Raw genomic sequence first — 16,631 nt, 5'->3', positions numbered from 1 at the left:
CCGCGGGCCCGTCCGGCCTGGAGAAAGTGGGCGAACCCACGCCACCCGGTCGTGGGGGGGGGGGGGGGGGGGGGGGGGGGGGGGCGCGGGGGGGGGGGGGGGGGGGGGGGGGGGGGGGGGGGCGGGGGGGGGCGGCGGGGGGGGGGGGGGGGCCCCCCCGCGCCGGTGTCAAGGTGTGGGTCGTGTTACAGGTACTGGCCGGTGTTGGCGACGGTGTCGATGGATCGGCCGGCTTCGGAGCCCTTGGTGCCGGAGACGAGGGTGCGGATGTAGACGATCCGTTCGCCCTTCTTGCCGGAGATGCGGGCCCAGTCGTCGGGGTTGGTGGTGTTGGGGAGGTCTTCGTTCTCGCTGAACTCGTCGACGCAGGCGGCGAGGAGGTGGTTGACTCGCAGGCCTTTCTGGCCGGTGTCGAGGAATTGTTTGATGGCCATTTTCTTGGCGCGGTCGACGATGTTCTGGATCATTGCTCCGGAGTTGAAGTCCTTGAAGTAGAGGACTTCCTTGTCACCGTTGGCGTAGGTGACCTCCAGGAAGCGGTTCTCCTCGGTTTCGGTGTACATGCGTTCGACGGTGCGCTGGATCATGGCCTCGACGGTGGCGTCCTCGGAGCTGCCGTGTTCCTTGAGGTCGTCGGGGTGGAGTGGGAGGCCGGTGAGGATGTACTTGGAGAAGATGTCCTTGGCGGCTTCGGCGTCCGGGCGTTCGATCTTGATTTTGACGTCGAGGCGGCCGGGGCGCAGGATCGCCGGGTCGATCATGTCTTCGCGGTTGGAGGCGCCGATGACGATGACGTTCTCCAGGCCTTCGACGCCGTCGATCTCGCTGAGGAGCTGCGGGACGATGGTGTTCTCGACGTCGGAGGAGACTCCGGATCCGCGGGTGCGGAAGATGGAGTCCATTTCGTCGAAGAAGACGATGACGGGTGTTCCGGCGGATGCCTTTTCGCGGGCGCGCTGGAAGACCAGGCGGATGTGCCGTTCGGTTTCGCCTACGTATTTGTTGAGGAGCTCGGGGCCCTTGATGTTGAGGAAGAAGCTCTTGCCTTCCTGCCCGGTCTTCTCGGCGACCTGTTTGGCGAGGGAGTTGGCGACCGCCTTGGCGATGAGCGTTTTTCCGCATCCGGGGGGTCCGTAGAGCAGGACGCCCTTGGGTGGCCTGAGCTGGTGTTCGCGGAAGAGGTCGGCGTGCAGGTAGGGAAGTTCCACGGCGTCGCGGATCATTTCGATCTGTGAGCCGAGGCCGCCGATCTCGTTGTAGGAGATGTCCGGGACCTCTTCGAGGACGAGTTCTTCGACCTCGGCCTTGTGGATCTTCTCGTAGGCGTATCCGGATCGGGGTTCGAGCATGAGGGAGTCGCCGGCCCGGAGGGGTACTCCGCGTAGGGGTTCGGCGAGTTTGACGACGCGTTCCTCGTCGGCGTGCGCGATGACGAGGGCGCGTTCGCCGTCGTCGAAGAGTTCCTTGAGCATGACGACTTCGCCTTGCTCTTCGAACTTGAGTGCTTCGACGACGTTGAGGGCCTCGTTGAGCATGACCTCCTGGCCGCGCTGGAGGTCATCGACGTCCACGGCGGGGCTGACGTTGACGCGGAGTTTGCGTCCCCCGGTGAAGATGTCGATGGTTCCGTCGTCGCGGGCTTCGAGGAAGACTCCGAATCCGGATGGTGGTTGTGCGAGCCTGTCGACCTCCTCCTTGAGCGCCACGATCTGTTCGCGAGCCTCTTTGAGGGTCGCTACGAGACGCTCGTTCTGACCGGTTACGGCGGCCAGGTTGGCTTGTGCCTCATGGAGGCGTTCTTCCAGCACACGTACTTGGCGCGGGGATTCCGCGAGCTTCCGGCGCAGCACGGAGATCTCCTCCTCCAGGAAGGAGATCTGCGTTTGAAGGTCCCTGACCTCCTTTTCGTGCTGCGCCTTGCGCGCCCCAGCATCGTCACGAGCGGCCACGCCCCGTCACCTCCTCACGAAGAGAGCCGACGACCTACTGAGACCCTACCTATCTGGAGGGCTTCCGTAACCTGCCCATTCGGTGTTCGTGTCGTGCGGGGGTGTTCGGGGAGGGTTGGGAGGGGTGCTGCGGGGGCGGTATGGGGTGTGGGGTTACGGGGCTTGGACCTGGGGGTTCGTGGGTTCGGGCGTGTCGTGGCGGGGGGTTTGCCGAGTTCGGTGGATGTGTGGGGTGGGACACGGGTGTGTCGGGGCGGTGCGGGGCGCGCCGGGGTGTGATCTATGCCTCGGTGGGGTGGCCGGGCGTGGCGGTGTCGCCGGGGGCGGTGCCGGCGGGTGCGGTGCCGGCGGGTGCGGCGTGGGCGCCTTTGGCGGGTCGGCGGCGGCGGGTGGGCGGGGTGACGCCGTCGGCGAGGCGGCGGGCGGTGACGAGGAAGCCGGTGTGGCCGATCATGCGGTGGTCGGGGCGGACGGCGAGGCCGTCGACGTGCCAGGTGCGGAGCATGGTTTCGGAGGCGTGGGGTTCGGCGAAGTTGCCGTGGGCGCGGAGGTCTTCGACGATGCGGGACATCTGGGTGGTGGTGGCGATGTAGGCGCAGAGGATGCCGCCGGGGATGAGGGCCTTGGCGGCGGTGTCGAGGCATTCCCAGGGGGCGAGCATGTCGAGGACGACGCGGTCGATCTCGGTTTCGGCGAGGGCGTGTTCGAGGGAGCCGACGGTGAGGCGCCAGGCGGGGTGGGGGGCGCCGAAGAATTTCTCGACGTTGGTGCGGGCGATGTCGGCGAAGTCGGTGCGGCGCTCGTAGGAGGACAGGAGGCCGTGTTCACCGACGGCGCGGAGGAGGAAGCAGCTGAGGGCGCCGGATCCGGCGCCGGCCTCGACGACGCGGGCGCCGGGGAAGATGTCGGCGGTGGCGATGATCTGGGCGGCGTCTTTGGGGTAGACGACGGCGGCGCCGCGGGGCATGCGGAGGGTGAAGTCGGTGAGGAGGGGGCGGAAGGCGAGGTATTCGGTTCCGCCGGTGGTGCGGTAGACGGTGCCTTCGGGGCTGCCGATGATGTCGTCGTGGGGGACGGAGCCTTTGTGGGAGTGGTACTGCTTGCCGGGTTGGAGGGTGATGGTGTTGATGCGGCCTTTGGTGTCGGTGAGCTGAACCTGGTCTCCGGGCCGGAACGGGCCGTGGGGGATGCGGCCGGGGGTGGGTGCGGGGCCGTTCGGCTGGGGTTCGCTCATGGGGGTCAAGGCTAGCGGCGCGTGGGGGCGCGGCTGACGGCTGCCCTGGTCGGGCGGGTGGGGCGGGGGGGTGCTTCAGATGCCGGTGAAGGCCTGGTCGACGTCGGTGGCGGCGAGGACGCCGTAGACGCGGCCGCCGGGTTCGATGAGGAGGTATTCGGAGGCGGGGGCGCGGCGGAGGGCTTCGATGAGGTCTTCGCCCGTGATGTCGGCGGGGAGGGTGAGGTCGTCGTCGATGCCGCGGGAGAGGTCGCCGGCGGTGATCCAGGGGCGGCGGTGTTCGGGGGTGGCGGTGACGGCCTTCTCGTTGACGAGGCCGAGGGGGCGTCCGTCGTGGTCGGCGATGACGATGGCGCCGGCGTGGTCGTGGTGGGCGCGGCGGATTGCTTCGGCGAGGGGGGTGTCGGCGGTGACGAGGGTGGCGCGGCGGGCGAGGCGGCGGGCGGCGAGGAGGGGGATGCGGTCGCGGACGTGTTCGGCGCGGATGGCCTGGGTGGCGCCGACCCAGATGAAGGAGGCGACGAGGGCGGACCAGAGGAGGGCGAGCCAGCCGATGCCGGTTCCGGTTCCGTAGGTGGCGAGGTAGGCGCCGGCGACGAGGCAGGCGATGGCGACGGCGCGGCCGACCCAGCCGGCGATGATGGCGCCGCTGCGGCTGTGTCCGGTGGCTTTCCAGACGGCGGCGCGGACGAGGCGTCCGCCGTCGAGGGGAAGGCCGGGCAGGAGGTTGAAGACGCCGACGAGGAGGTTGGCGAAGGTGAGGGCGTCGACGAGGAGGAGGGCGACGTCGGGGAGGGGGATGAGGGCGTGGGTGAGGAGGCCGAGTCCGGCGAGGACGAGGTTGACGAGGGGGCCGGCGAAGGCGATGAGGAATTCGCGGCCGGGGGTGGGGGCTTCGCGTTCGATGGCGGTTTCGCCGCCGAGGACGTGGAGGGTGACGGAGCGGACGGGGAGGCGGAAGGCGCGGGCGGTGACGGCGTGGCTGAGTTCGTGGATGAAGACGGAGCCGTAGAGGAGGACGGCGTAGGCGAAGGCGACGAGGTAGCTGAGGGGGCGTTCGACGACGTCGTGGACTTGTCCTTCGAACATGACGGTGATGAGCGCGGCGACGAGGAACCAGCTGGGTGAGACGTAGACGGGGATGCCGAAGGGGCGGCCCATGAGGAGGCCGGGGCGTGCCGTGCGGCCGTTTTCGGGCCCGGGGTCTCCGGCGGGCGTCTTTCCCTCGGTCGGGGGCGCGCTGTGTGTCACGTGACCGATGCTACGGCCCCGGTTGGGCGGATCGGCCGGTGGTGTGGCGGGTCGTGGTGCGGCCGATGCGGATTTTCGTCGGGGGTGTCGCCTAGTGTGCTGTGCCATGACGACGACCGAGGCGGGTAGTTCTTCGTCCGTTCCGTCCGGGGGCGGCGGTGCCGGGGACGGGGGCGCCGGCGGCGGGGCGGGTGTGGCGGTGGTGGGGTCGTTGTCGCCGTCGCGGGCGGGCGATTTCATGACGTGTCCGCTGCTGTACCGGTTCCGGGTGATCGACCGGTTGCCGGAGCGGCCGAGTGCGGCGGCGGCGCGGGGGACGCTGGTGCATGCGGTGCTGGAGCGGTTGTTCGATCTTCCGCGGGGCGGGCGGACGGCAGAGGCGGCGGTGGAGCTGCTGGGGCCGGAGTGGGAGCGGCTGCTGGTGGAGGAGCCGGAGCTGGCGGAGTTGTTCGCGGAGGGCGATGCGGGGGACGCGGAGCGGTCGGCGTGGCTGGGTCAGGCGCGGCGGATGGTGGAGCGGTATTTCACGCTGGAGGATCCCCGGCGGCTGGAGCCGGCGGAGCGTGAGCTGTTCGTGGAGACGGTGCTGGATTCGGGGTTGAAGCTGCGGGGGTACATCGACCGGGTGGATGTGGCGCCGGGCGGTGACGTGCGGATCGTGGACTACAAGACGGGGACGGCGCCGCGTGCGGATTTCGAGGCGCGGGCGTTGTTCCAGATGAAGTTCTACGCGCTGGTGCTGTGGCGGTTGCGGGGGCGGGTTCCGCGGCTGCTGCAGCTGATGTATCTGGGTAACGGCGAGGTTCTGCGGTACGAGCCTGATGAGGCGGATCTGCGGGCGACGCAGCGGAAGGTGGAGGCGCTGTGGCTGGCGATCCGGCGGGCGATGGACACCGGGGAGTGGCGGCCGCGGGCGGGGCGGCTGTGCGACTGGTGTGATCACAAGGAGCGGTGCCCGGAGTTCGGGGGTACTCCCCCGCCGTTGCCGGTGGTGCCGGTGTCCCGGCCGTCTCCCGCGGATCTGGAGGGTGCGGCGGCGCCGGGCGGTGCCGCCCGGGAGCGTGACGATCTGTAGTGGTGCGGTGACGTTGGGCCGTGCGCGGGGAGGTCAGGTGAAGGGTGAGGGCGGGTGCGTCATCCTTGGGGAGGACTGCGGATCCGCGTTCAGGAGGGGCCGAGGCCTGGTGTGAGCTCCTAGGGTGAAAGCGTGTCACCCCGCATCCGTGGTCTTCGTGCCTGCCGCGCCTGGTTGAAGGTGCGTCCTCAGGCGGCCGACGCGTTGCTCGCGTTGGGTCTGCTGCTGGTGGGGCTGCCGCAGCTGTTCCTGGAGGAGCTGCCGAAGGGTGCGGATTACGAGCAGTTCCGGGATCCGGATGTGTGGAGCGGGCTGCTGGTCGCGGCGGTGACGATGTCGCTGACGTGGCGGCGGCGTCATCCGCTGCAGGTGCTGGCGTTTATCATCGGGGGCGAGCTGGTGATGGCGGTGGCGGGGTATCCGCCGTCGGTGCCGGACGTGGTGGCGTTCCTGATCGCGGTGTACAGCGTGGCGGCGCATCGGGGTCTGGCGCAGAGCGCGCTGGGCGGGCTGGCGGGGTTCGTCTATTTCCTGGTGTATTTGATGCTGCTGCCGGTGTCGTCGTCGCTGCCGGTGGTGGTGACGGACTGTGCGCTGGTGGTGGGGGTGTGGGTACTGGGCCGGAACCTGCGGCTGCGGCGGGCGTATTTCGCGGAGCTGGAGGACCGGGCGGCGCGGCTGGAGCGGGCGCGGGGCACCGACGCGCGGGCGGCGCGGATCGAGGAGCGGTCGCGGATCGCGCGGGAGCTGCATGATGTGGTGGCGCATCATGTGAGCGTGATGACGGTGCAGGCGGGGGCGGCGCGGCGGATCATCGACCGGGACGCGGGCAGCGCGCGGGAGGCGATGTCGACGATCGAGGAGGTCGGGCGGACGGCGCTGAGCGAGATGCGGCGGATCGTGGGGGTGCTGCGGACGGACCGGGACGCCGAGCAGGCGGGGCGGGAGCTGGCGCCGCAGCCGGGTCTGGGTGATCTCGCGGAGCTGCTGGATCATGTGCGGGAGACGGGTCTGTCGGTGCAGCTGTGGATCGAGGGTGAGGCGCGGTCGCCGTCGCCGGGGGTGGACGTGGCGGCGTTCCGGTTGATCCAGGAGGCGCTGACGAACACGCTGAAGCATGCGGGGCCGCAGGCGCGGGCGTGGGTGCGGCTGTACTACGGGGATCGTGATCTGACGGTGGAGATCGAGGACGACGGGCGTGGCACGGCGACGTTCATGGCGGACAACGACGACAATCCGGGGCATGGCCTGGTCGGGATGTACGAGCGGGTGGCGCTGTACGGTGGCGAGTTGAGGATCGGGCCGCGGGTCGGCGGCGGGTTCGGTGTGCGGGCGCGGTTCCCGCTGGAGGCGTGAGGCCGCGGCAGGCCGTAGGTTGGGCGGGATCGCCGTGGTCCGGCGGATCGCCGTAGGTTGGGCGGGATCACCGTAGGTTGGGCGGAATCACCGTAGGTTGGGCGTGATCGCCGTGGTTCGGGCGGAGCGTCGTGAGGCGAGGAGCGGGACGATGAAGCGTCGGGAACGCCGGGCGGGCGGGGCGCGGCGATGAGCGCGGTGCGGGTGCTCCTCGTCGATGATCAGCCGCTTCTGCGGACGGGGTTCCGGCTCATCCTGGAGGCCGAGACCGACATCGCGGTGGTGGGTGAGGCCGGGGACGGCGCGGTGGCGGTGGAGCTGACGCGGTCGCTGCTGCCGGACGTGGTGCTGATGGACATCCGGATGCCGGGGGTGGACGGGATCGAGGCGACCCGGCGGATCGTCCGGGACGGTGCGGCGTCACACGATCCGAAGGTGCTGATCCTGACGACGTTCGATCTGGACGAGTACGTGATCGAGGCGGTGCGGGCGGGGGCGAGCGGGTTCCTGCTGAAGGACTCGCCGCCCGAGGATCTGGTGACGGCGATCCGGATCGTGGCGGCGGGCGACGCGATCGTGGCGCCGAGCGTGACGCGGCGGCTGCTGGACCGGTTCGCGTCGCGGCTGCCGGCGGTGCGGGACCAGTCGCCGCCGCCGGGGCTGGACACGCTGACCGAGCGTGAGCGTGAGGTGCTGTCGCATGTGGCGCGGGGCCAGTCGAACGCGGAGATCGCGGCGGAGCTGGTGGTCAGCGAGACGACGGTGAAGACGCACGTGGGGAACGTCCTGGCGAAGCTGGGGCTGCGGGACCGGGTGCAGGCGGTCGTGTACGCGTACGAGACGGGGATGAGCCGGCCGGGGCAGAGCTGACCCGGTGCCGGCGCGTCGCCGCGGGTGAGCGGCCCGGTGGGTGCGTCCGGGGGCCGGTGGGGTGTTCGCGCTGGCCGCGGCTGCGCGGGTGCGTGCGGTGTCAGGGTCGGACCCTGAGGTGACCCCGTCTTCGAGGAGGAGGCGTCTACTCCGGTAGGACGACCGGAGGGTGGCGCCTCCTGCCCTGGGGGGACGGGCAAGTCCGTTCCTGGGGTGCATGTCGGAAGGCCGCTGGGCTTCTACTGTTTTGTACGTCGGATCGCCCGGGGGCATCGCGTGATCCGGACATGTTCTGCTCGCATTCACTTACATTCCGGGAGTTTCACGTGACGAACACCGCCCCATCGACCGCCGGCGCGCAGACCGCGCCCGGGGCGGGCGACTTCGCCGCACGGACCAGTCAGATCGCGAAGGTGTACGGGCGCGGCGACGCCCAGGTCGTCGCGCTCGACGGGGTCACGGTCGGCATTCCCCGCGGCCGGTTCACGGCGATCATGGGTCCGTCCGGGTCCGGGAAGTCGACCCTCATGCACTGCATGGCGGGGCTGGACTCGGTGGACTCCGGGGAGGTGTTCATCGGTGACACCGAGCTGACCCGGCTGAAGGACAAGCAGCTCACCCGGCTGCGCCGCGACAAGGTCGGTTTCATCTTCCAGGCGTTCAACCTGGTGCCGACGCTGACGGCGCTGGAGAACATCACGCTGCCGATGGACATCGCGGGACGCAAACACGACCGGGAGTGGCTGGACACGGTGATCGACACGGTGGGGCTGCGGCCGCGGCTGAAGCACCGCCCGTCGGAACTGTCGGGCGGGCAGCAGCAGCGGGTGGCGTGCGCCCGCGCGCTGGCGGCCCGCCCGGAGATCATCTTCGCGGACGAGCCGACGGGGAACCTGGACTCGCGGTCCGGCGCGGAGGTGCTGGGGTTCCTGAGGGACTCGGTGCGGCGGATGGGCCAGACGATCGTGATGGTGACGCATGACCCGACGGCGGCGGCGTACGCCGACCAGGTGCTGTTCCTGACCGACGGGCAGATCGTCGACACGATGGCGGGCCCGACGGCCGAGCGGGTGCTGGAGCGGATGAAGGGCTTCGAGTCCGGCGGCGCGGCGGACGCGCGGCCGGCCGGCGCCGACGCGCAGGGGCCGGGGGTCGCGGCGCGATGATGGGCAAGGTCACGCTCCGCAACCTCGCGGCGCACAAGATCAGGCTGGTGCTGACGGCCGTCGCGGTGATCCTCGGCGTGGCGTTCGTGGCCGGGACGCTGATCTTCACCGACAGCATGAACAAGCGTTTCGACGAGGTGTTCAGCAGCATCAGCGAGGACATCGCCGTCGACGTGCGGGCGAAGAAGGTCGTGGGCGGCAACGACGACGGAATGTCGGCGCAGCCGGTGCCGGCGTCGGTGCTGGAGACCGTCAAGGGCGTGGACGGGGTCAAGGACCCGATCGGGAACGTCACCGGGTACGCGGCGGTCGTCGGCAAGGACGGCGAGATCGTCGGGACGCCGCAGAACGGCCCGCCGCAGCTCGGCGTGAACTGGACGAGCAGCGGGTTCTTCGAGCTCACGTCCGGCCGCGCGCCGCGGGGACCGGCCGAGATCGTCGTCGACGAGGCGACCGCCGACAGCGCCGGGCTGGCCGTCGGCGACACCACCCAGGTCATCACGGCCGGGCCGCCGCAGCGGATGAAGATCGTCGGGCTGGCCGACACCGGGAACATGATGGGGACGACCATCACCGCGTTCGACACCCCGACGGCGCAGAGGCTGCTGCTGAAGCCCGGCTACTTCAGCGACATCGAGATGGGTTCGGCGGGGCCGTCGGAGGGGGAGCTGCGCGACCGCGTCGCGAAGGTCCTGCCGCAGAACCTGGAGGCGATCACGGGGACGGAGCTGCGCGAGGAGGCGCAGAGCGACGTCGCGCAGATGATGGGCTTCTTCCGGACGTTCCTGCTCGCGTTCGCGCTGATCTCGATCTTCGTCGGGGCGTTCATCATCTTCAACACGTTCTCGATGCTGGTGGCGCAGCGGACCCGTGAGCTGGCGCTGCTGCGCGCGATCGGCGCGGCCCGCGCGCAGGTGACGCGGGCGGTGATCGGTGAGGCCGTCGCGGTCGGGATCGTCGGGTCCACGCTCGGGCTGGCGGCCGGGGCGGGCCTGGCGTCGCTGCTGCAGACGCAGATGGGCGACGCCGGGGAGGGCGGCCTGACGTTCACCGCGACGCCGGTGATCTGGTCGTACGTGGTCGGGATCGTGGTGACGGTCGTGTCGGCGTACTTCCCGGCGCGGCGCGCCGCGAAGATCCCGCCGGTGGCGGCGATGCGCGACGACGTGGCGCTGCCGCAGCGGTCGATGCGGATCCGGATCGCGCTCGGTTCGCTGCTGACGGCCGTGGGCGCGGGGCTGATCGGCCTCGGTCTCGCGGGCGGCGGCGGGAACCCGGCGATCCCCGTCGGCGCGGGCGCGTTCGCGGTGTTCATCGGTGTCGCGATGCTCGCCCCGGTGATCAGCGTCCCGGTGCTGCGGGTGCTGGGGGCGCCGGCGGCGCGGCTGATGGGGTCGCCGGGGCGGCTGGCGCGGCAGAACGCGCTGCGCAACCCGCGCCGGACCGCCGCGACCGCGGCGGCGCTGATGATCGGCCTGGCGCTGATCACCACGGTGAACGTGCTGGGCGCGACGATGCGGGCGTCGATCGACGAGCAGGTGGACGCGCAGTTCGGCGCGGACTACCTGGTGCAGTCGCAGGGCGCGGGCGGCGTGAACGCCGAGGCGCGGCAGAAGATCGAGAGCGTCGCCGGGGTGGTGACCGCGTCGCCCACCTACGACGGCGAGGTCAAGATCGACGGCAAGGAGGTGTTCTACGTCGCGGGCGACGCGCGGGTCCTCACCGGCGCAGCCCGGCTGAAGATCGTGTCGGGCGGCGCCGCGACCGGCCCGTCCGCGATCATGGTGGACGAGGACACCGCGAAGGACCGCGGGTGGAAGGTCGGGACGGTGGTGCCCGCCCAGTTCCCCGACGGGAAGACCGAGCGGCTCACGCTGTCCGGCGTGTACGCCAAGAGCGACCTGATCGGGCCGCGGCTGCTGTCGCCGCAGGCGCACCTGAAGCACACGGTGAAGCCGGCCGTGTCCATCATGGTGGTCGACACGGCCGAGGCGGACGCGGCGACGCGGACGGCGCTGGAGTCGGCGCTGGCGGGCTACCCGAACCTGGAGGTCGCCGACCAGGCGTCGCTGAAGGAGGACGCCCGCGCCCAGGTCGACGGGTTCGTGACGTTCCTGACGATCCTGCTGATCATGTCGGTCATCATCGCGGCCGTCGGGGTGATCAACACTTTGGCGCTGTCGGTGATCGAGCGGACCCGGGAGATCGGGCTGCTGCGCGCGATCGGGATCTCCCGGCGGCAGCTGCGCCGCATGATCCGCCTGGAGTCCATCATGATCGCGTTGTTCGGGGCGGTGCTCGGCATGGGCATCGGGGTCGCGTTCGGCGCGGCGCTGCAGAACGCCCTCGCCGATGACGGTCTCGGGGTCCTCGCCATCCCGTACGGGACGCTCGTCGTCTACCTGGTGGTGGCCGCGGTGATCGGTGTGCTGGCGGCGCTGTGGCCGGCGTGGCGGGCCGGGCGCATGGACGTCCTGAAGGCGATCTCCACCGAGTGACGCCCGCCGCGCCGCCGGAACCCCGGCGGCGCGGTGCGGCGGCCCGGTGCGGGCACGCAAAGACCCGGTCCCCTCGGGTGAGGGGGCCGGGTCTTTCCGGTGCGGGAGGCGCGCCGGGGGGAAGGTCCGGCGGGCGCCCTACTCCGCGGGTTCGGCGCCGGGCTCGGGCTCGGCGTCGTCGGACGGGGCCTTGCCGAGCGTCACCGCGGCCTTGGCGACCGCGTCGGTCGCGCTGACGGTGGTGTTCTCCGGGAAGTGGCAGGCGGCCTGGTGGCCCGGGCTGAGCTCCACCAGCGGCGGCTCGACCTGCTTGCAGATGTCCTGCGCCTTCCAGCAGCGGGTGTGGAAGCGGCACGCCGGCGGCGGGTCCAGCGGGCTCGGCACGTCGCCCTGCAGCCGGATCCGCTTGCGGTTCTCGCGTTCGCTCGGGTCCGGGATCGGCACGGCCGACAGCAGCGCGTTGGTGTAGGGGTGCATAGGCCGCTGGTACACGTCCGCCCGGTCCGCCACCTCGACGATCTTGCCGAGGTACATGACGGCGACGCGGTCGGAGATGTGCCGCACCACCGACAGGTCGTGCGCGATGACCACGTAGGTGAGGTCGAGCTCGTCCTGCAGGTCCTCAAGCAGGTTCACGACCTGCGCCTGCACCGACACGTCCAGCGCCGACACCGGCTCGTCCGCGATGATCAGCTTCGGTTTGAGGGCGAGGGTGCGGGCGATCCCGATGCGCTGCCGCTGCCCGCCGGAGAACTCGTGCGGGTAGCGGTTGTAGTGCTCGGGGTTCAGCCCGACCAGCTCCAGGATGTCCTGGACGGCCTTCTTGACGCCCTGCTTGGCCTCGATGTTCTGCAGCCGGAACGGGGCCCCGACGATCGCGCCGACCGTCTTGCGCGGGTTCAGCGACGAGTACGGGTCCTGGAAGATCATCTGGAGGTCGCGGCGGAGCGGCCGGAGGCGGCCCTGGGACATCTTCGTGATGTCCTCGCCCTCGAAGGTGATCTTCCCGAAGCTCGGGTCCAGCAGCCGCATGATCATCCGGCCGGTGGTGGACTTGCCGCAGCCCGACTCCCCCACCAGCCCGAGCGTGTCGCCCTTGCGGACCGAGAACGACACGCCGTCGACGGCCTTGACCGCCGCCACCTGCCGGCGCAGCAGCCCCGCGGTGACGGGGAAGTGCTTGCCGAGATTGTCCACCTCCAGCAGCACCTCGCCGTTCTCACGCGAACGGGGCTCGGCCGCCGGGGTCTTCGATGTGCTCACAGTCTCGTTACCACCCGTGCTCGTCACAGCTTCGGCCGGATCTCGTCGTTCCAGATCTCCCGCCGCTTGCCCAGCGGGAGATGGCACGCCGCCTTGTGGCCCGGCTCGACCTCGACCAGCTCGGGCCGTACGGTCTCGCTCTTGCCGTCGTTCAGGTCCCGGTAGGGGCAGCGCGGATGGAACGCGCACCCGGACGGGACGTTGATCAGGCTCGGCGGCGTCCCGGTGATCGGCATGAGCCGCTCGGACCGCTCGCGGTCCAGCCGGGGCATCGAGCCGAGCAGCCCCCACGTGTAGGGGTGCAGCGGCCGGTGGAAGGTGTCGTCCACCGACGCCTGCTCGACCGAGCGGCCGGCGTACATCACCAGGATGTCGTCGGCGAGTTCCGCGACCACCCCGAGATCGTGGGTGATCATGATGACGGCGGAGTTGAACTCCTGCTGCAGGTCCCGGATCAGGTCCAGGATCTGCGCCTGGACGGTCACGTCCAGCGCCGTCGTCGGCTCGTCGGCGATCAGCAGCTCCGGGTCGCACGACAGCGCCATCGCGATCATCGCGCGCTGCCGCATGCCGCCGGAGAACTGGTGCGGGTAGTCGTCGACCCGCTTGTCCGGCCTGGGGATGCCGACCTTGCCCAGCATGTCGATGGCGTGCTTGCGCGCGACCTGCTTGGACACGTCGTTGTGCACCCGGTAGGCCTCCACGATCTGCTTGCCGATCGTGTAGAAGGGGTGCATCGACGACAGCGGATCCTGGAAGATCATCGCCATGTTGCGGCCGCGGAGGCGGCGGACCTCGCTCTGCGAGGCGCCGACGATCTCCTTGCCGTCCAGCCAGATCTCGCCGGACACGCTGGCGTTGCGCTTGTTGTGCAGGCCGAGGATGCCGAGGCTCGTGACGCTCTTGCCCGAGCCCGACTCCCCCACGATCCCCAGCGTGCGGCCGCGTTCCAGCTGGAACGACAGCCCGTCGACGGACTTGACCAGGCCGTCGTCGGTCGGGAAGTGGATCTTCAGGTCGCGGACCTCGAGGAACGCCGTGGGAGCCTCGCCCTCGTCCGCGGTCTTCGCGGCCGGCGCGGTGCCGGTCATCAGCCCAGCCTCACTCTCGGGTCGACGATGGCGTACAGAAGGTCGACGATCAGGTTGATCACCACGATGGAGGTGGCGGTGATCAGCGTGACCCCCAGCACCATGGGCAGGTCGCCGCTGCGGATCGAGCCGATCGCGAGCTGGCCCAGCCCGGGGATGCCGAAGGTGTTCTCGGTCAGCACGGCGCCGCCCAGCAGAAGACCGAGGTCGAGGCCGAAGATCGTCAGGAGCGGCGTCAGCGACGCGCGCAGCGCGTGCTTGGTGACGACGGTCTTCTCCGGCAGCCCCTTGGCGCGGGCGGTGCGGATGTAGTCCTCGTTCATCGTCTCCAGCATGCCCGCTCTGGTGAGCCGCGCGTACATCGCGGCGTACAGGAACGCCAGGGTGACCCAGGGCAGCACCAGCGACTGGAACCACGTCACGGGATTCTCGGTGAATGGGTTGTAGCTTCCGCCGCCCGGAAAGATCTTGAAAGTGTAGGAGAACAGCGCGAGTGACACCAGCCCGGTGAAGTAGATGGGCAGCGACACACCGCTCAACGCGATGATCATCGCGGTTCTGTCCCAGAGAGTCCCTCTCTTGAGGGCTGAGATGACGCCCGTGGTGATGCCGCCCGCCAGCCAGATGATCGCGGCTCCGATGGCGAGCGACGCGGTCGCGGGGGCGCGGTCCATCAGCGTCTGCAGCACCGGCTGGCTGCTGCGGAACGAGTAGCCGAGGCACGGCGCCGGGCAGTGGTCGGTGACCGGGCCGGCCTTGTAGTCCTTGCCGACCACGATGGCCTTGAGGTAGTTCCCGTACTGCACGACGACCGGGTCGTCGAGGCCGAGACGCTCCTTGGTGTCCTCAATGGCCTCCTGGCTCGGCGCTTTGCCGACGTACGAGGCGGCGAGCTGGTCGGTCGTCTGTCCCGCGAGCTTCGGCAGCCAGAAGAAGATACCGAAGGTCACCAGGCTGACCAGCAGCAACATGACGAAGGCACCGATCAGGCGCCTGATGATGTATGGGAACACATTACGCGGCCCCACCCGCCGGCCGGCCGGACCTGTAGGTCCGGGCACGGCCGGCGGGCGTCGCCTTCACCTGCCTTCAGAGGGACGCATGGACGAGTGGAACCCTTACTCCACGCCCATGTTGAGGTAGTCGTACATGCCGCCGTAGGAGAGGGTGATCCCGGCGTTGGTGACGCGCTCCGGCCGGTACATCAGCGCCTTGGCGTACACGAGCGGAACCTGCGTCGCCGACTGCATGACCATCTTGTCGACCTCGCCATAGATCTTCAGGCGGGCCGCCTTGTCGGTGTTGGCGATGGCGCCGTCCAGCGCATCGTTGATCTTCGGGTCGTCCAGTTCGGCGAGGTTGGTGCCGCCGGACGGCTTGATGGCGTCGCCGTGCACGATCTGCGCGAGGAAGCCGTAGCCGGTGGGCCAGTCCGCCGCCCACGCCATGATCATCATGCCGACGCCGTGCTCGTGCACGTAGTCCGGCACGCCGACGTACTTGTTGAAGTAGTCACCGGCGGGCCACTGGACGATCTCGGTCTCGATGCCGACCTTCTTCAGGCTCTGCTGGATCGCCTGGGCCATCGCGACTTCCTTCGGCCGGTCGGACCGGGCCGAGATCTTCGTCTTGAAGCCGTCCGGCTTGCCGCAGGCCTGCAGCTCCTGCTTCGCCTTGGCCATGGTGGCCTCGTCGAGGCCGCCGTTCTCGGCCTGCTTCTGCGGGTACAGGTCGAACTTGGTGTAGCCGTCGACCGTCGGCGGCAGCACCGTGGTGGCGACGTCACCGCCGGCCAGCGGGCCTCCGTAGGCGGTCTGAGCGGCGACCTTGTCGGTCGCGTACTGCACCGCGATGCGGCAGTGGACGTTGTCCAGCGGCTTGACGTGGACGTTCAGCGACATGAACCGCAGGAAGCCCTGGATCGGGTTGTCCACGTACGGCTTCTGGTCCGCGGCCAGCACCTTCGGCTGGGTTCCCGACTGCACGCCGACGCCGGAGATGTCCATGTCGAGCGTGCCGGCCAGCAGCCGCTGGTCGATGTCGTCGGCGTTCTGCTTGAGCTGGATCTCGATCTTGTCGGGCAGCGCCTTGCGGATCGGGTCCGTGCTCTTGTTCCAGTGCGTGTTGCGCGACATCGTCATCGACTTGCCGCGCGTGTAGTTGTCGACCTTGTACGGGCCGCTGGAGACGATCGAGTTCTCGTACTTCAGGCCGGTGTCCTTGGCCTTCGGCACGGGCATGGTCTGCGACATCGAGACCAGGTAGTCGAACTCGGCGAACGGCTCGTTCAGGTGGAAGATGATGGTCTGGTCGTCCGGCGTCTCGATGGACTCCAGGCCCTTCTCGCCCTTGTCGTCGTACGGCCCCTTGTACGCGGGGTCGTTGTCGACGAGGTACTGCTTGAAGTACTTCGGCCCGAGCTGCAGCTCCTCGGTGTAGTTGCTGCGCTCGACCGCGTACTTGACGTCCTTGGACGTGACGGTGGTGCCGTCGTCGTACTTGACGCCGGTGCGCAGCTTGTACGTCCAGGTCTTGCCGCCGTCGCTGGGCGTCCCGAGGTCGGTCGCCAGGTCCGGGATGACCTCCAGGCTCTCCTTGCCGGCGCCGGGCTTGAACGTGGTCAGCGCGCGGCCGTACTGACGCGCGATGTTCTGCGAGAACGCGTAGTAGGTGTTGCCGGGGTCGGGAGAGTCGAAGTCGTCGGAGCTGGCGAGCTTGAGCGTGCCGCCCTTCTTGTCCGACGTGTTGACGACCTCGTTGACGGCGGCATTGAAGCCGGCGCCGCCGTCTCCGTCGCCGGACTCGCCGCCGCCACAGGCGGCGAGCCCCGCGGCCGCGACCACACCGGCCGCGAAGACCGCGATTGGTCTCATTTTGT

Annotated in this window: 12 protein-coding genes; 5 read left to right on the top strand and 7 right to left on the bottom strand. The window is 69.8% G+C overall.

Annotation, left to right across the window (positions count from 1 at the left end):
- Positions 1-185: 185 nt before the first annotated feature.
- The 3 genes from arc to ACGFIS_RS27960 all read right to left on the bottom strand — a co-directional run bounded on the left by arc (position 186) and on the right by ACGFIS_RS27960 (position 4,434).
- Positions 186-1,949 carry a proteasome ATPase gene (gene arc, locus ACGFIS_RS27970; protein WP_392904604.1) on the bottom strand — a complete coding sequence of 588 codons (1,764 nt, stop codon included), beginning with the start codon at positions 1,947-1,949 and terminating at the stop codon, positions 186-188.
- A 280-nt stretch (positions 1,950-2,229) separates the two neighbouring features.
- Positions 2,230-3,183, bottom strand: coding sequence for a tRNA (adenine-N1)-methyltransferase (locus tag ACGFIS_RS27965; protein ID WP_392904606.1), 954 nt, complete (start codon positions 3,181-3,183; stop codon positions 2,230-2,232).
- 75 nt (positions 3,184-3,258) lie between these two features.
- Positions 3,259-4,434 (bottom strand): site-2 protease family protein, encoded by a 1,176-nt coding sequence (locus ACGFIS_RS27960; protein ID WP_392904609.1) that lies wholly within the window; start codon positions 4,432-4,434, stop codon positions 3,259-3,261.
- Between the two features lie 106 nt (positions 4,435-4,540).
- Between ACGFIS_RS27960 and ACGFIS_RS27955 the strand changes: the two genes are divergently transcribed.
- The 5 genes from ACGFIS_RS27955 (at position 4,541) to ACGFIS_RS27935 (ending at position 11,399) form a co-directional block, all read left to right on the top strand.
- A complete protein-coding gene (locus ACGFIS_RS27955) occupies positions 4,541-5,509 on the top strand; it encodes a RecB family exonuclease (RefSeq protein WP_392904611.1) in 969 nt (322 codons plus the stop codon).
- 132 nt (positions 5,510-5,641) lie between these two features.
- Positions 5,642-6,865 carry a sensor histidine kinase gene (locus ACGFIS_RS27950; RefSeq protein ID WP_392904614.1) on the top strand — a complete coding sequence of 408 codons (1,224 nt, stop codon included), beginning with the start codon at positions 5,642-5,644 and terminating at the stop codon, positions 6,863-6,865.
- 189 nt (positions 6,866-7,054) lie between these two features.
- Positions 7,055-7,735: a response regulator gene (locus ACGFIS_RS27945; protein WP_392904617.1), complete on the top strand. Its 681-nt coding sequence runs from the start codon at positions 7,055-7,057 to the stop codon at positions 7,733-7,735.
- A gap of 326 nt (positions 7,736-8,061) precedes the next feature.
- The gene (locus tag ACGFIS_RS27940) at positions 8,062-8,901 is read left to right on the top strand and encodes an ABC transporter ATP-binding protein (RefSeq protein ID WP_392904620.1); all 840 of its coding nucleotides are present in this window, start codon (positions 8,062-8,064) and stop codon (positions 8,899-8,901) included.
- Positions 8,898-11,399 (top strand): ABC transporter permease, encoded by a 2,502-nt coding sequence (locus ACGFIS_RS27935; protein WP_392973107.1) that lies wholly within the window; start codon positions 8,898-8,900, stop codon positions 11,397-11,399. The genes ACGFIS_RS27940 and ACGFIS_RS27935 overlap by 4 nt, the downstream gene beginning before the upstream one ends.
- Positions 11,400-11,537: 138 nt before the next feature.
- On the opposite strand, the gene ACGFIS_RS27930 is transcribed toward ACGFIS_RS27935, so the two are convergent.
- The 4 genes from ACGFIS_RS27930 to ACGFIS_RS27915 form a co-directional block, all read right to left on the bottom strand.
- Positions 11,538-12,662: an ABC transporter ATP-binding protein gene (locus tag ACGFIS_RS27930; protein ID WP_392904625.1), complete on the bottom strand. Its 1,125-nt coding sequence runs from the start codon at positions 12,660-12,662 to the stop codon at positions 11,538-11,540.
- 23 nt (positions 12,663-12,685) lie between these two features.
- Positions 12,686-13,753 (bottom strand): ABC transporter ATP-binding protein, encoded by a 1,068-nt coding sequence (locus tag ACGFIS_RS27925; RefSeq protein ID WP_392904627.1) that lies wholly within the window; start codon positions 13,751-13,753, stop codon positions 12,686-12,688.
- The gene (locus tag ACGFIS_RS27920; protein ID WP_392904630.1) at positions 13,753-14,766 is read right to left on the bottom strand and encodes an ABC transporter permease; all 1,014 of its coding nucleotides are present in this window, start codon (positions 14,764-14,766) and stop codon (positions 13,753-13,755) included. Before ACGFIS_RS27920 ends, ACGFIS_RS27925 begins: the two co-directional genes overlap by 1 nt.
- A gap of 105 nt (positions 14,767-14,871) precedes the next feature.
- Complete coding sequence (locus ACGFIS_RS27915) at positions 14,872-16,626, bottom strand: ABC transporter substrate-binding protein (protein ID WP_392904632.1); 1,755 nt, start codon at positions 16,624-16,626, stop codon at positions 14,872-14,874.
- Between the last annotated feature and the right edge of the window lie 5 nt (positions 16,627-16,631).

The sequence above is a fragment of the Spirillospora sp. NPDC048824 genome (assembly GCF_043198455.1).
Taxonomy (GTDB): domain Bacteria; phylum Actinomycetota; class Actinomycetes; order Streptosporangiales; family Streptosporangiaceae; genus Spirillospora.
This window is presented reverse-complemented; position numbering and strand designations above follow the sequence as displayed.

What these genes read in the sequence shown, in the direction of transcription:
- ACGFIS_RS27965 (WP_392904606.1), bottom strand. Translation starts at nt 3,183, where the DNA reads ATGAGCGAACCCCAGCCGAACGGCCCCGCACCCACCCCCGGCCGCATC.
- ACGFIS_RS27955 (WP_392904611.1), top strand. Translation starts at nt 4,541, where the DNA reads ATGACGACGACCGAGGCGGGTAGTTCTTCGTCCGTTCCGTCCGGGGGC.
- ACGFIS_RS27945 (WP_392904617.1), top strand. Translation starts at nt 7,055, where the DNA reads ATGAGCGCGGTGCGGGTGCTCCTCGTCGATGATCAGCCGCTTCTGCGG.
- ACGFIS_RS27935 (WP_392973107.1), top strand. Translation starts at nt 8,898, where the DNA reads ATGATGGGCAAGGTCACGCTCCGCAACCTCGCGGCGCACAAGATCAGG.
- ACGFIS_RS27925 (WP_392904627.1), bottom strand. Translation starts at nt 13,753, where the DNA reads ATGACCGGCACCGCGCCGGCCGCGAAGACCGCGGACGAGGGCGAGGCT.
- ACGFIS_RS27915 (WP_392904632.1), bottom strand. Translation starts at nt 16,626, where the DNA reads ATGAGACCAATCGCGGTCTTCGCGGCCGGTGTGGTCGCGGCCGCGGGG.